Origin of the sequence: Acanthopleuribacter pedis (assembly GCF_017377855.1) — a bacterium.
GTDB classification, from domain to species: domain Bacteria; phylum Acidobacteriota; class Holophagae; order Acanthopleuribacterales; family Acanthopleuribacteraceae; genus Acanthopleuribacter; species Acanthopleuribacter pedis.
Genome location: NZ_JAFREP010000001.1, coordinates 1 through 13,713 on the forward strand (window position 1 = coordinate 1; position 13,713 = coordinate 13,713).

Annotated in this window: 10 protein-coding genes; 7 read left to right on the top strand and 3 right to left on the bottom strand. The window is 55.6% G+C overall.

What is annotated here, in order from left to right; all coding sequences use genetic code 11:
• From J3U88_RS00005 to J3U88_RS35180, 4 genes are all read left to right on the top strand, one after another.
• Window positions 1–1,904, top strand: a 1,904-nt coding sequence (locus J3U88_RS00005) for an RHS repeat domain-containing protein (protein WP_207856056.1), incomplete at its 5' end; no start/stop codon positions are given.
• 41 nt (window positions 1,905–1,945) lie between these two features.
• Complete coding sequence (locus tag J3U88_RS00010; RefSeq protein ID WP_207856057.1) at window positions 1,946–2,524, top strand: hypothetical protein; 579 nt, start codon at window positions 1,946–1,948, stop codon at window positions 2,522–2,524.
• Window positions 2,525–2,605: 81 nt separating this feature from the next.
• The gene (locus J3U88_RS00015) at window positions 2,606–2,788 is read left to right on the top strand and encodes a hypothetical protein (protein WP_207856058.1); all 183 of its coding nucleotides are present in this window, start codon (window positions 2,606–2,608) and stop codon (window positions 2,786–2,788) included.
• Between the two features lie 18 nt (window positions 2,789–2,806).
• Window positions 2,807–2,983: an immunity protein Imm33 domain-containing protein gene (locus J3U88_RS35180; RefSeq protein ID WP_423842024.1), complete on the top strand. Its 177-nt coding sequence runs from the start codon at window positions 2,807–2,809 to the stop codon at window positions 2,981–2,983.
• A 146-nt stretch (window positions 2,984–3,129) separates the two neighbouring features.
• Here the strand turns inward: J3U88_RS35180 and J3U88_RS00020 are convergent, their stop codons facing one another.
• Complete coding sequence (locus J3U88_RS00020; protein WP_207856059.1) at window positions 3,130–5,850, bottom strand: response regulator; 2,721 nt, start codon at window positions 5,848–5,850, stop codon at window positions 3,130–3,132.
• Between the two features lie 4 nt (window positions 5,851–5,854).
• Window positions 5,855–6,928 (bottom strand): BMP family ABC transporter substrate-binding protein, encoded by a 1,074-nt coding sequence (locus J3U88_RS00025; protein WP_207856060.1) that lies wholly within the window; start codon window positions 6,926–6,928, stop codon window positions 5,855–5,857.
• 386 nt (window positions 6,929–7,314) lie between these two features.
• Here J3U88_RS00025 and J3U88_RS00030 point away from each other — a divergent pair, with 386 nt between their 5' ends.
• On the top strand, window positions 7,315–7,830 hold the full coding sequence (locus J3U88_RS00030; RefSeq protein WP_207856061.1) for an adenine phosphoribosyltransferase: 516 nt from the start codon (window positions 7,315–7,317) through the stop codon (window positions 7,828–7,830).
• 45 nt (window positions 7,831–7,875) lie between these two features.
• Here the strand turns inward: J3U88_RS00030 and J3U88_RS00035 are convergent, their stop codons facing one another.
• Window positions 7,876–10,461 (bottom strand): beta-N-acetylhexosaminidase, encoded by a 2,586-nt coding sequence (locus J3U88_RS00035; RefSeq protein ID WP_207856062.1) that lies wholly within the window; start codon window positions 10,459–10,461, stop codon window positions 7,876–7,878.
• Between the two features lie 195 nt (window positions 10,462–10,656).
• Here J3U88_RS00035 and J3U88_RS00040 point away from each other — a divergent pair, with 195 nt between their 5' ends.
• Both J3U88_RS00040 and J3U88_RS00045 read left to right on the top strand, forming a co-directional pair.
• Window positions 10,657–11,868, top strand: a complete 1,212-nt coding sequence (locus J3U88_RS00040) for an ROK family protein (protein ID WP_207856063.1) — start codon at window positions 10,657–10,659, stop codon at window positions 11,866–11,868.
• A gap of 115 nt (window positions 11,869–11,983) precedes the next feature.
• The gene (locus J3U88_RS00045; protein WP_207856064.1) at window positions 11,984–13,498 is read left to right on the top strand and encodes a hypothetical protein; all 1,515 of its coding nucleotides are present in this window, start codon (window positions 11,984–11,986) and stop codon (window positions 13,496–13,498) included.
• Window positions 13,499–13,713: the final 215 nt, after the last annotated feature.

Genomic DNA, 13,713 nt, shown 5'->3' on the forward strand with positions numbered 1-13,713 from the left:
ATCCGCAAGGGCCGGATTTCGTCCAAGTCATCGACCTGGCGCGGTTTCATCCATACAACGGCAACAACTTGAGCGCCGCCTATGATTTGGATCGTTGCCAATCAAAGGGCTGTAACGAAACCTTGCGCGCCATGACGGCGCCCGAGTTGGACCAACGCCATGGATTTGACGGCCAGGTCTTCACCACCACCGACGCCTACCTGACCTCGTTCGAGCAGAACACGCGATCCTTCGCACAATATCCCAACGTACCCTTCTTCGCGATCCAAGCGGTTGACAGTCTCGGTCGCCCTCGGCTCCACCGCCTGTTCGACATCCTCTCGACCGGCGACGCCCTTTTTACCGAAGCCACCATCCAGTACAACGCCTTCGGGTTCGTAGACCATTTGATTCGGCGCGACAACCTGTTCAGCTCGCGCTTGTTTTTCTACGACTACACCGAGCTGGGCCAACTCGCGAAACTCACCATGGGTCCGGCGACGGTTGATTACCGCTACGATCCACGCGGGAACTTGATTTCCCGATCCGGGTTAAACACAAACGTCGGCGGCGATACCCTGCAACTGCCAAGCTTTTCCGCGAGTTACAGCGGGGGCAACCCGTATCATCATGACAGCAACGGGATGGACTACGACGGGGCCGGACGCCTAACGCGGAAGTTCGCCTCGGAACATCACTACGACGCCGCCGGTTTTTTTGAGCTGGGGAAAAAGGCCGGAACCACGACCCAAGGCGCCGCCCAAACCGATGATTGGGAGGAATACTACCTCTACGACGCGTTCGGCCAACGGGTCGCCAAATGGGAAACCGCGTCCAACAAGGTGACCTATTCGGTGCGCGACTTAAACGGCGCCATCCTGACCGAGGAGGACTTCAGCACCGCCGCGACAAACAAAGGCCAACTGAAAAGCCGGCGCCAGTACATCCTATTCGACGACAAAGCGGTGTACACCGAGGAAACAAGCTTCTCAGCCAAAGGCACGCAAACCGGCCGCAAGGAAACCTACCGTTTCCATGATCGCTTAGGCAACCCGGCAGTCATTTGGGACGCGGACCAGGAACAACCCCAATCCCAGTTCTACGAGCCCTACGGAACACCAACGGTTTCGTCGGTGAAAACCAAAGGGGCTCACGGATTCACCGGCCACGACGAGGACAACACCGGCCTGGTGTACATGAAGGCACGTTACTACGAGCCGAGGATGGGCTGTTTCCTGCAACCCGATGAAGCGCGTGACTTCAATCCATTCCTACCCAACAGCTACAACCTCTACAGCTACACGTACCAAAACCCGGCCAACGCCTACGATCCCGACGGGAACGCGGTAGAAACGGCATGGGATGTCGCCAATATCGGAATCGGCGTGGCGTCCTTTGTGTACAACGTGAGCGAGGGTAATTGGTTGGACGCAACCATTGACGCGGGTGGCGTGATCATCGACACCGCGGCAGCTGCAACGCCTTTTGTGCCGGGTGGGGCCGGTGCGGTGATCAAAGCGGCTCGGGCTGGTGATAAAATAGCCGATGGTGCTCGGGCTGCAGACAATGTAATTGATGTGCGACAAGCCGCCTCTGCCGCGGACACAGCAAGTGACACAAGCAAAACGGTAAAGAAGCCCCCAAGAAACCCATATGGTTCCAAGGGAAAACCCGATCACCAAAAGAAGGTTCGGGAGCTTCAGGGAAAGGCTAGATCAGAGACAAAGCCGGGCGAGCAAGTCTTAAGCGAAAGGAGAATTCAAGGCCACCCATCTAACCGAAGGCCTGATGTTCAAATCTTGAACAAAGATGGCACAACCCGAAAGGTGTTTGAGGCAGAACGAAAACCCAATAGCAAGAGAAACAAAAATCGAGAAAAAGAGTACGATGACCTTAGTATAGAACACGAAACCCATGGCCTTTGAATCCACTTTCAATAATTACACAAAGAGAGCAGGTAAAACACATGTCCCAGTGTGACTTTTTTATAGAAGACAAGGATTTCGAAAATATAGTCTCCTTCTTTCTGGAGAGATCTTGCTCGCTCGTTCCTGACCTGGATTACGAGGAGCCGAAACTAAAAACTTTCAAAAGCCTTGATGAAATAACCGAGACTAGGAAAACAAAAATGTGTGCTCTCTTCTTCGTGATCCATGATGAATGGCTTGAAATGCCATTGAACTTTTCTGAAATCAAGAAAGATGGGCGCACCGTCTACTTCATCCCCCAGCGAGATGGAGGGCCGTCTATTCATTTGTTTTCCCCATTAGAATACAAGAATGCGAATAGAGCTTTTCTGCCCCACGGATTTCTCGGGCTTTACAAAAGCTACTGGAACTATAAAACAGAAACTTTTGTTGAAAACCCCGAGAAAATCAAAGCTGCATACAAAGTCGCACTGAAGTTCATGAAGACCAATTCAAAGAGAATACGAACAAGGAAGCGAGCTTACTTTGTTTGCCAAAATGCACTTAGACGGACTAGCTCAACGCTCTTTCTTGGAGCGCCCTTTGATGAACTAACCCAACCGCACCTTAAAGACTAGTCTCGCAGGAATTCCAACCATGGTAAGCAGCCCCTTCCTTTAGGGATGAGCGCTAGACTTGTTGAACCATATGGAGACTTTGTGCGTGACAATATTGAAGAACTGATTTCAAAATTAGATGGATCAGATAGTGAACGGGAAATAGTTGATCGATTAAAACGGATTTTGGCTAAAGATCTGGAGCGAAATGGTTTGGAAAAAGCGGAGGCGCACCCGTTGGGTGCGGTGAGCATTTTTACAGGCCGTTGCAGCCCAGAGGTTTAGCCAAAATCACCGCGAGTTATCGCGCTTCTTAGGTTAAAGGTTGGCATCTCGCTGCATGTAAAGTCTGAAATCCAGCCCTTGAATGGCTTGAGACACCAACCCGAAAAGGGAACTTCAGGATGGTACATATGGGCGGGGGTCGAAATCGTCTGTTTTTGGCATATAGCCGGGAAGGTCCCATACTTGGTGCAATGAAGTGGACGTCCATTTGGGTGTTTTTTTATTAGATGGAGAAAGCGAACACTGCTGTTTTGGTGATGCACTAGCGTAAAAAAATGATTTAAATAAAATACTCAGTATTGGCTTTCTCTATCCCTTTCACCCCTGGTCTTCTTCGCGGGTTAGGCGTCGACGATTTGCGCTTCCTCCCGGCATTGGTCCGCCGCCTCGAAAACTGCTTGCAGGTCGGTGTCGAGTTGGGCGATTAATGCGGCCAAACCTTCTCGCTCTTGTCCCTTCAGGCGTTTTTCCAAGGGGAGGATGGTTTGGTACAGCTTGTCCGCGCCCAGGTTCCCGCCGACACCTTTTAAATTGTGGACAATGGTGGCGGCTTCGAGGAAGGCCTCCTCTGCAACCGCGGCTTTGATGCGGGCGATTGCGTCGCGATGTTCGTTGCAAAACGAGGCCAAGACCCGCAGGTACAATGCACGGTTGTTGCCCATGCGGTGAATGCCCATGGCCGTGTCGAGGATGCTTGCTTCCCCCGCTCGGGGCGTTGGGGATGCGGTGGGGTTGTTTGAGGTGGCCGGCGGGCCCTCGCCTTGCCAACCCGCCCAACAGGCCAGCGTTTCAAACAGCACCGCCGGTTCGATGGGTTTGCTGACGAAGGCGTCCATGCCCGAGGCGAAGCAGCGTTCGCTTTCGCCGTCCATGGCGTGGGCGGTGAGCGCGATGATCGGCAGGCGGCCTTTTTCGGTTCCTCGTGTTTGCTCCCATTCGCGGACGGCCCGCGTGGCTTGGTGCCCGTCCAAAACCGGCATTTGCAAATCCATTAGCACCGCGTGCCAGGCGGGCCTGTTGGGGTCTTGGATGCGGTCAAGCGCCTCGCGACCGTTCTCGGCCAGGTCGACGATGACGCCCTCGCCTCGCAAGAGCTCGCTAACGACCTGGCGGTTGATTTCGTTGTCTTCCACAACCAAAACGCGCAAACCGGAGAGGCCGACCCTTGTGGTTGACGGGCCGCGGACCCGGTGGGGTTGGACCTCTTGGGCGCGGCCCCGTCCAAGCGCGGCCACCACGGCATCAAACAAAGAGGAAGGCGTGACCGGTTTGGTGAGAAACAAGGTGGTACCGGCCGAGACGGCTTTGACGCGGTCCTCCTCCGAATACAGGGTCGGCACCATGGTGATCAGCACGGCTTGGGTGAGCGCGGCGTGGGCTTTGACGGTGCGCCACAGCGCGAGCCCGTCGCGGCCTGCCAAGGTGCGGTTGAGCAGGACCAATTCGAAACGGGGCGGTTGTCTGCGGTGCAACACGGTACGCAAGGTTTCGGGGCTGTCGGCACCGGCGACCACCAAACCGAAGTGTTTGAGCAGTTGGGTGAGCGTGGCCAGCACGGCGGGGTTGTCCTCACAAACCAAAATGCGTGAGCCGGCCAGGTATGGTGGACACAGGAAACGTTGCGGTGCAGGGTGTTTGGGCATGGGGAACCGCGCGGTGAAGGTGAAGGTACTGCCTTCGCCCTCGGCACTGTTCACCGAAATCTCGCCGTCCATGAGTTCCACCAGGTACTTCGAAATGGTGAGACCCAGGCCGGTGCCGCCGTATTTACGGGTGATCGAGTTGTCGGCCTGGGAGAACGACTGGAAAAGTTTGTCGATTTGGGTTTGGGACATGCCGATCCCGCTGTCTTCGATATAAAAACGAACGGTGCAGATTGCCGCCGGCCCTTCACTCGGCGCGCGTTCCAGGGTGGCGCGCACGGTGACCATGCCTGTCTCGGTAAATTTCACGGCGTTGCCCGCCAGGTTGAGCAGCACCTGACCAAGACGCAAGGGATCACCGCACAACTGGACCGGCACGTCCAGGTCGATGTCGAAATGAATTTCCAGCCCTTTTTCCTCCGCGCGAAAGGCGATCACGTTGGCCAAGTTCTGAAACACGTTTTCCATGTTGAAGGCCACTGTTTCTAGTTCCATTTTGCCGGCTTCGATTTTTGAAAAATCCAAAATGTCGTTGATGATGCCGAGCAGGTTTTTGGCGGCCAGTTCAATTTTTGAAAGGTAGTCAAACAGCTTGGGCGGCAGGTTACCGCGCAAGGCGAGGCCGGAGAAGCCGATGATGGCGTTCATCGGCGTGCGGATTTCGTGGCTCATGTTGGCCAGGAATTCTGATTTGGTCTGGCTGGCTTTTTCCGCGATTTGTTTGGCGCTGGTCAACTCGGTGCTGACCTGTTTAAGGTGGGCGGTCATGTCGTTGAAATCACCGGCGAGGGTGCCCAGGTCGTCGTCCGCGAAAATCCGTGCGCGACGGTCGAAATTACCCATCTTGACTTCACCGACGGATTCGATGAGCTCGTCAATGGGTACTTTGATCAGGTTTTGCAGCAGAATCACGACCATCAGCGTGGTCATGGCCATGGTTAGGATGACCATGGAAATCAGGAACCAACGAACCTGGCGCACCTCCTCGAGGAGGTCGTCGGCTTTAAAGGTCATCACAACTTCCCCGATGGGGATGCCCTTGCTTTGGTTCCCGGCTTTGATGTAAATGGTGTTGCGGTATTCCACGGTTTGGAAGGCACGCGTGGTCGCGGCGGATTTGGCGGGAATGAGGTTGATGCCTTTGTCGTTGTAAACGGCGATTTGCTCCAAATTTTCGCTTTCGAGGAAACCGAGCGTTAGGGAGAGCACCGTGGCGTAATCGCTTTGGGCCAGGGGCGAGGCGTAGATGTCGGCCGCGAGTTTGCAAAGGTAACTGTTTTGCTCATCGTGTTCCTCGCGAAGATGTTTGACGATGAGTTCAATAAAAAAGAGTCCGGGAACCAGCATGAAACAGACGAGGCAACCAATCACCACCAGGTTCATTTTGGCGGAAATGGAACGCCGATTGATCCATTTCATGGGCTTACTCGTCGACAGCTTTGGCCGCGGCCTGACGCCAGGCCGAGGTGACTGAAATTTCGCCGGCGATGATCGCGGCTTTGGCGGCGGCGACCTTGGCGTGGGTCTCGGCGGGGATTTGTTCGTAGGTGTACCGCATGGGTGAGAGGCTGACGCCGTCTTGGGCCAAACCCGCGCCGTGGGCACCGGCGAGGAAGCGTCCGTTCACACATTGTTTGACGGTTTGCTCAAGCACGGTATCGAGTTTTTTGATGACGCTGGTGAGGATCACGCCCTTGGCGAGATGATCCTGGTCGGTATCGCAGCCAATGGCTTTGATGCCCAGCTCTTTGCATTTGTTAAATACGCCGAGATTGGATCCGCCGGCAACTGCAAACACGATGTCGGCGCGGTGTTCTTCCGCGAGCGCCTGGGTCAGGTTGGCGGCGGTGACCGGGTTGAACCAAGGCAGGGTGGTGGGGTCGGCGGCGTCGACCCAGCGTTTTTCGATGACGATGTCGGGGCGGGTCGCTTTGGCACCCTGCTCGAAACCGACCACAAAATCCAAGACGGTGTTTTCTTGTTTGCCACCGACGATCCCGAGCACCCCGCTTTGACTGAGGTCGGCCGCGATGATTCCGGCCAGGTAAGCCGCCTCCGCCGTGATGAAGTAGCGTGAAGTGAGGTTGGGCAGACCTTCGACTACTTTTTCGTCCATGAGAATGAAGCGGCGGTCGGGATGGACGGCGGCCAAACGTTCGACGGGTTCTTTGACCGAATAACCCTCGGTGGTGAGGATGATTTTACAATCGGCGGCGATGCATTTTTCGAGCACGCGTTCGCTGGGGGTTTCGTTGTCGGGGGTGAATAGTTCGAGGCGAAAGCCTTCCTCGACTTGTGCTTTGGCCATGGCGGTGTACTGCATGTCGTTAAAACCCTTATCGCCGAGTTGGTACTCTTGGAAGGCCATGCACACGCGCGGTCGCGTGGGATCATGGGCGACTTGGTTCGGCGTGGCGGGTTCGGGCGGTTGCGGCTGCTGGGAACAGTGGCACAAACAAACGGCAAGCAAGACGGCAAACCAGATGGTCCGTTTCACGTGATTTCCCCCAATGACATTTCCATGGTTGGTACTCTATAAACTGTCGGCACCGGGACGAATAAATTCAAATAAAAGATGTGTGAGAAAAACTTCGCATGGGGGTGCCTTCGCGGCAATGCGTTAGAATGGGGTCTCTCGATCATGGCAGCCCGTTTCACGGTTCTTTGTTCCTAAGTGCCATGTTGTTTCGATCCGGTGTGTGCACTGCCGGTGATCTCCATTTCGTTCGCCATGGGTGTAAAAGGTGTCGGTCAAAGTCGTTGTGGCCGTGGCACGGTCGACGCGGTTCTTCAAAAACGCCTCAGCCCCGGCGATGGTGGGAGGGTCCCGAAAAATTCGCGCACCCTGGACGCAAGCCACTATCTCATCAAAGGATTTCGACCATGGATTATCAGTCCCTGATTCGCGATATTCCCGACTTTCCCAAACCCGGTATTATTTTTAAAGACATCACGCCCCTGCTCGCCAACGCCGAGGCGCTTGACGCGGTTATTAAAGACATGGCGGCCCCGTTTAAAGACCAAAAAATCGACCTGGTGGTTGGTATCGAATCGCGCGGGTTCATTTTTGGACCCGGCGTGGCCCGTCAGTTAGGCTGTGGTTTCGCCCCGGTTCGCAAACCTGGCAAACTTCCCTACCACACGCATTCGCTAACCTACGATTTGGAGTACGGTACGGATACCTTGGAAATCCATGTGGATGCGGTGGTTAAAGACCACCGTGTACTGATCATCGATGACTTGCTGGCCACGGGCGGCACGGCGGAGGCGGCCGGTAAACTGATCGCCAAAATCGATGGGATTGTGGTCGGTTTCGGGTTCGTGATCGAACTCGGGTTCCTTAACGGCCGTGAAAAACTCGGCAACACCCAAGTTGAATCTCTGATTAACTACACCTAAGTAGGGGAAAAGGTGTGGCCGTCGTCCGATCACACCTTTTCCGCGTTAGGGCGTGGGCGCGCCTTTTTGTTCCGCTTCTTGTGGGACGGTTACCGTGGTGATGCGGCTGCCGCGGCCGCGTTGATCAAAGACGGCCAAGCGTACGCTTTGTGTTGCCCGAAAGGGTTTTGTATAGACGGGCGATTGCTCGGTGGGCGCGCCGCCGTCGGTGCTGTAGCGGATGGTCAGCCCGGGAAAGGCGGTGTTGGCGTGCACCAAACCGTCGCGCAATACGGCGCCGGGTGGCGGCAGGCGGTAGGCATAACCGCCGTTCAGTCGGTCCAGGCGCGGTAGTTCGACCTGTCCCAAACGGTGGGCGAAGCGGCGCCAGTCACGGAACAAGGCCTGTTCGCGCCCTGGCGAAGTGGGCAGCATTTCCCAAGCGGGTTTGGGGGACCATGCCCGTTCGGCCAGCCCGAAGAGTTTCGGTAACATCATGTATTCGAGCCGTTCCCGGTTGGGTACGGTTTCGCTCCACAACTGGCCTTGAATACCGATCACCCGTTTGCTGCCGGCTTCACTCAGGCGTTCGTGCCGGGTGTAAAAGGCGGGATCGATGGGTCGGCCCATGCGGTCAAAGGCGCCGCCCGCGTAAACGTTGTGGGGTGAAAACCGGAACACCTTAAAGGTATCGGTGTAGCCGGCCCAGTAATAGCCCGGCTCGAGATAATCCTTTTCGTAGGCCAAATCGAAGTAGAGATGGGCGGCCGAGGACAAAACCACCTCAAATCCGTTGTTGGCCAGTTGGTAGGCCAGCGCCTCGCGACCGAAACCGGGGATATCGTTCCACACGTGGGTTCTGGCGGGGGGTTGCTTGAGTTTTGGGTTGAATTCGCGGTTGGGATCGTCGGCGCCGTGGTCCTCCAGCAGCGCGATTTCTTCCCAGCCGGCCAGCGTGACACCGCGCTTGGTTAGGGCGGCGTGCAGTTGCTCGAAAAAGAAGGCAAACAGGTGTTTGCTTTCGGTGAAGCCGTGTTTGGCCATAAAGGTTTTGCAGGCGGGTGAATCGAGCCAAGCGCCCTTGGGGACCTCGTCACCGCCGGCGTGGACCACCTTCAGCGTCAAACCGGCTTCCCGATACATGGCCTCCAAGTCGGTGATCACGCTTTCGATGAAGCGGTAGCTGTCGGGACGGCAGACGCAGATGACGTTGTCTTTCCAGCCTTGCACCGATTTGTATTCGGACTGATCCTCGGGGTCGCGCAGGTTGGTGACTTGCTCGAAGGGTTTGGTCGCGGAGTCGCCACCTTTCTGCGCGCGTTTCTCAATGGCCTGAATGGCGGCTCGTGCGTGGCCTGGCAAATCAATTTCGGGGATGACCTCGATGTGGCGTTCGGCGGCGTAGCGCAGTAAGGAAACAAAGGTTTCGCGATCATAGGCGCCTGAACCGGCGTCGTTGTCGCGGGCGCCACTGCCGAAGCTGGGCAGGAGGTCGTCGGGACCGGTGCCGCGGGTGGCGCCGTAGTTGGTGAGTTCGGGGTAGTCCTTAATCGCCAAACGCCAGCCCTCGTCGTCGGTGAGGTGGAAATGGAATCGGTTCAGTTTGTACAGTGCCATCACGTCGAGGGTGCGGCGCACGGATTCGGGGCCGTGGAAATGGCGCGCTACATCGAGATGAAAACCGCGGTAAGCAAAGCGCGGTTCGTCGTCGACGCTGATCTCCGGCAAGCGCAAGGTGTCCGCCTTGCCGCCGTAGGCGGCGGGTGGAACCAAGGTCAACAGGCTTTGCAGTGCGTAAAACACACCGGCGGGAGCGTGAGCGGCGGCTTCAATGGGTTGGCCCTTGGCGATGCGGAGTTGGTACCCTTCCTCGCGTTTGCGCGGGGAATCGGCCGTGTTTTTTTCGAGGCGGCGCAGCAGGATGTGTCCGGCTTTGGCGGTTTGCCCTTCTTTGAGGGAGGCGCGGTGTTGAAAACGCTGTTGCAAGGTGTTTTGGAGGAAACGAGCCTCCGCGGCGAAATCGGGATGGTAGACAATCACGGTGTTGGCGCCGAGGTTGACGAACCCGGCGCCGAGGGTCTGTTGTTTGGGGGTTGGGAAAACGCCGGCGACGTCGACTTCTGCTTCCCCGTCGGCTTTCTGATTGCGTTGGAAGCGGTCGCTCGCGTCGGCCGCGGGCATGGTGTCGACCGGGCCGCGGCTAAGCAAGGAGGCGGGCGGGGTGGTATGGCTGACGGTAAGTGGGGTGACCGGTTGCTCGGCGGCGGGCCGGAAATAAGCGCCGTTGGGACCGAGGCTGAAATTCAGTGCCGCGGCCTCGAAAGCGAGTTCTAGGGCGAACGATTTGCCAGGTTTGAAGGTTTTTAGAGGCGCGATTTCCCAGACATCGCCGTTGACATGGTGCAGAAGCAAACCTGTTTCGGGTGCGAGCGGTTGGAACGCGAGCGGGAAATTAAAACGCAAAGACCAGGTGGGTGCGCTGAGATCAAAGCGCGTGTGACTGGGCCATTCGAGCCGGGCGCGGCTCCCGGGATTGTTCGTGTCGGGTGCGGCGGTAAGCCGCCAGGTCAAATCGCTGGGTGGGGTGGCGTGGAGAAACGCACACCAAATTGGAAGGAAAAGGACAAAAAGGGCGGGACGAAAAGGAGACATCGTGCTCACTCCCGAATTTGTTTTGTTAATTAACTAACATACTCGTGCGATTCTGCCAAGCTTTGGTCGCACCTGTTGGAAAAAAGCACGCTTTGTGAACGAATTGGCGCGGGGGCACAGCTTTTGATTGATTCAGTGCGGGTCTTTGCTAAGATGAGACGGTGTTAAACCTCGGAAACATCAGTCGGATATTTTGTGAATAAAGTTATTTCAGCCTCTCAAAAAGCCACGCGCGAGCAGACCAAAGAGCACAATAAACGCTTTATTTTGAAGATGATTTACGAGCGCGATCCGATCAGTCGGGCCGACTTGGCGCGATTGACAAAGCTGACCCGTGCCTCGATTTCCAACGTGGTTGGTACCTTATTGGAAGAAGGCATGGTGTCCGAGGTGGGCCTCGCCAAAAAAAGCGTGGGCAAACCACCGACCTTGCTTAGTTTCAACAAAGACGCGCGCCAGTTGATCACGCTTGATTTGGCGAGTGACATGTTTCGCGGCAGCTTGATGAACCTGCGCGGCGAGGTTTTGGAGCGCGTTAAGGTTTCCTTGGGTGAGCAACGCGGCCCGGCCGCGGTGGAACAGGTCATTGCCTTGATTGAGCAGTTGCAGGAACGCGCGACCCAGCCCGTGTTGGGGATCGGCATTGGGACACCGGGTGTGGTTGAGCCGTACCAAGGTGTGGTCAAAAATGCGATTAACCTCAACTGGACCGACCTAGCGCTGCGGGATGTGTTGGAAGAACGTTTTTCGTTGCCCGTGTATTTGGCCAACGATGCACAGTTGGCGGCGCTGGCCCAATTCCTTTTTTCTTCACGGGAAGACGGCATCCAAAACCTGATTTTGGTGAAGGTGGGCCGCGGCATCGGTTCCGGTATCATTTTCGGCGGCGAGATCTTTTTTGGCGACGGCTTTTCCGCCGGCGAGATCGGCCATGTGGTGGTGGACCCCAACGGTAAGTTATGTACCTGTGGGCACAAGGGTTGTCTTGAAACCGTGGCTTCAACACGGGCGTTGTCCGAGCAAATGTCGCAAATTGCCGCCGCCAATCCCAGCTCCAAGTTGCACCAGACCGTGCGCAACGGTGAGCCACTTAGCTCCAACGCCATTTTACAAGCCTACCTGGATCACGATTTTACGGTACAGCCGGTGATTGAACGCTCCGGTCGCTCTCTGGGGGCGGCCATGGCCCACCTGGTGGGCGCGATGAACATTCGCCATATTTACATCGCCGGCAGCATGGCTCGGTTCGGCGACGCCTTCCTCGAACCCATTCGCCAGGAAGTGTTTCGGCGCTCTTATCCGGTGTTGATCAACCAAATTGAAATCAAAATCTCCGAGCTTGGCGCGGACATTGTCTTGTTGGGCGCGGCCGCCTTGGTGCTGAACTTCGAACTCGGCATTGTTTAGCTAAAACCATCGCGACCGAGTTAACCGAAAGGCTGTGGTTCTGCTCGCGGTTTGACGTGTCGACGTTTCGTCGGCCTTTTTGCGCGTACTCCCAATAAGGGCGTTTGCTTGAGTCGTGCAACCGGTCTTAACGCCGCGCGGTATCCTCGATGATATCCGGCTTTATTTGGAGTTTCTCGTGTCTCATTTAAATTGGTTAGGGTGTTGTATCTTATTTTTCTGGGGGGGCGCTGTTGTCTTGGCCGCCGGTTCCGCGATTCCCGCCGACGTGCAAGTTGTGGTTCATGAAAAGTCCCATGAGCTGGCTGATCCAGACCAGCGCTTGGTCGATTTAGAACAAAAGATTTGGTGGACCGCCGAGGGCAGGTCGCTCAAGCTTGTTCAAGCGGTAAATGAACCGGGTTTGCCTATTTACTCCTATTTTAAAGACATTGAATACACCGTGGTGAACCCGGAAACCGGGGACACCGCTTTTTTTGCGAAGCATCGCTTTCTGCAAAATAAGAAAGTTGGTTTGTTTGTGTTGTCGGCCGACGGGCGGCTTGAGGTGGTCTTTCCCTACAGTCGAAGTGAAGGGCCCAAAAAGACAGGTTCCTACGCGGCGGCTTGTGCGGATTACATGGACACGGTGACGGTGCCGAATACCGTCAAACACCCGATTAAGAGAAAGGGCAAACCTGTTAAATCCGGGAGCCTGCGCAAAGCCTATCAGAGTGGTTATCGGCGGTTGGCCTGGATACCCGGTACCCGAAACCTGATGTTGATCGGACAAAAGCATCTTTGGATTTTGGACCGGGAGCAGGGCGAAATTCGCGAAATTAAAGCCAAAAAGTACCTTTGCAAGCCTTTTAACCAAGACCATTACCTCAATGTGGTGGGTGGTCAACGCTTTGAAGAACCTTTCTTTATCTGGCATCGTAGCGGCCTGTTGCGTGTTGAATGGGACGGGAAGCTCACCAAAATGTTTGAGGCTCGAAAGGGAACGGCGCAATCGGATGTATTCGGCAGGAGCAAGGTCGATCTGGGAGATAGTCTGTCTACCGCTGCTTTTGAGGTTTTTCAACGGGGCGCCTATTTCCGTATCGGAAAACAGGTTTACAATGCCGAGGGCGAAGCGTTGTATGCGTTTAAACCCAAGCAAACGCGGATTGAGATTGCCTTGGATCAGCCGACCATGGCCGCGGTGAAGCAGACACGCAAAATCTTGTGGCTAATCGATTTGGAATCGGGCGAAAAGCGCGGGCAGGCCAAACTGAAGAGAAAGGTGTCTGACGTGATCCTATCTCCCGACGGGACTTTGGTTTCAGTACGTTATACGGCTTTTTATGGAACCGAGGAGCCTGAGTTTGCAGTGTTTCAGTTGCAAGAAGAGGGCTTGATCGAAGTCCTTGCCGGTAAAAGCCTGTTTACGCCTATTCTGGTGCGCGACCACATTTTTTATCTGTCTGACAAGCAGTTATTCGTGCAGAAAATAGGAGAGGCAGCTTGGTCTTCCGCTCCCTTTCAAGGGCGACCTACCGATTGGTTCTTGAAAGTGAACAACGAGGTGGTGTTTAGTTCCCTGAGTCCGATCGACGAAGAGGCGATCTTGCGGCGGAGTGCGCATCTGAACCCGATATTTCCAAACTAAGTCGAGCAATTGAAGCTCTTATTTTGCCCCGCCGTTCCTAACCCAATCGAAAGTTGTACTTTGTTTTTTTGAGGCGGTTCACGGCACGCGGGATCTGAAAAGGCCTGCCGACCCGAAGGTTGATCGTGGCGGGCGCGATTAATCGGTGTTCCTCAAGCAGATCGACAAAAAAGGCACGCCGAGGCGTGCCTTTTCCGGCTCATGGTTCATGGTCC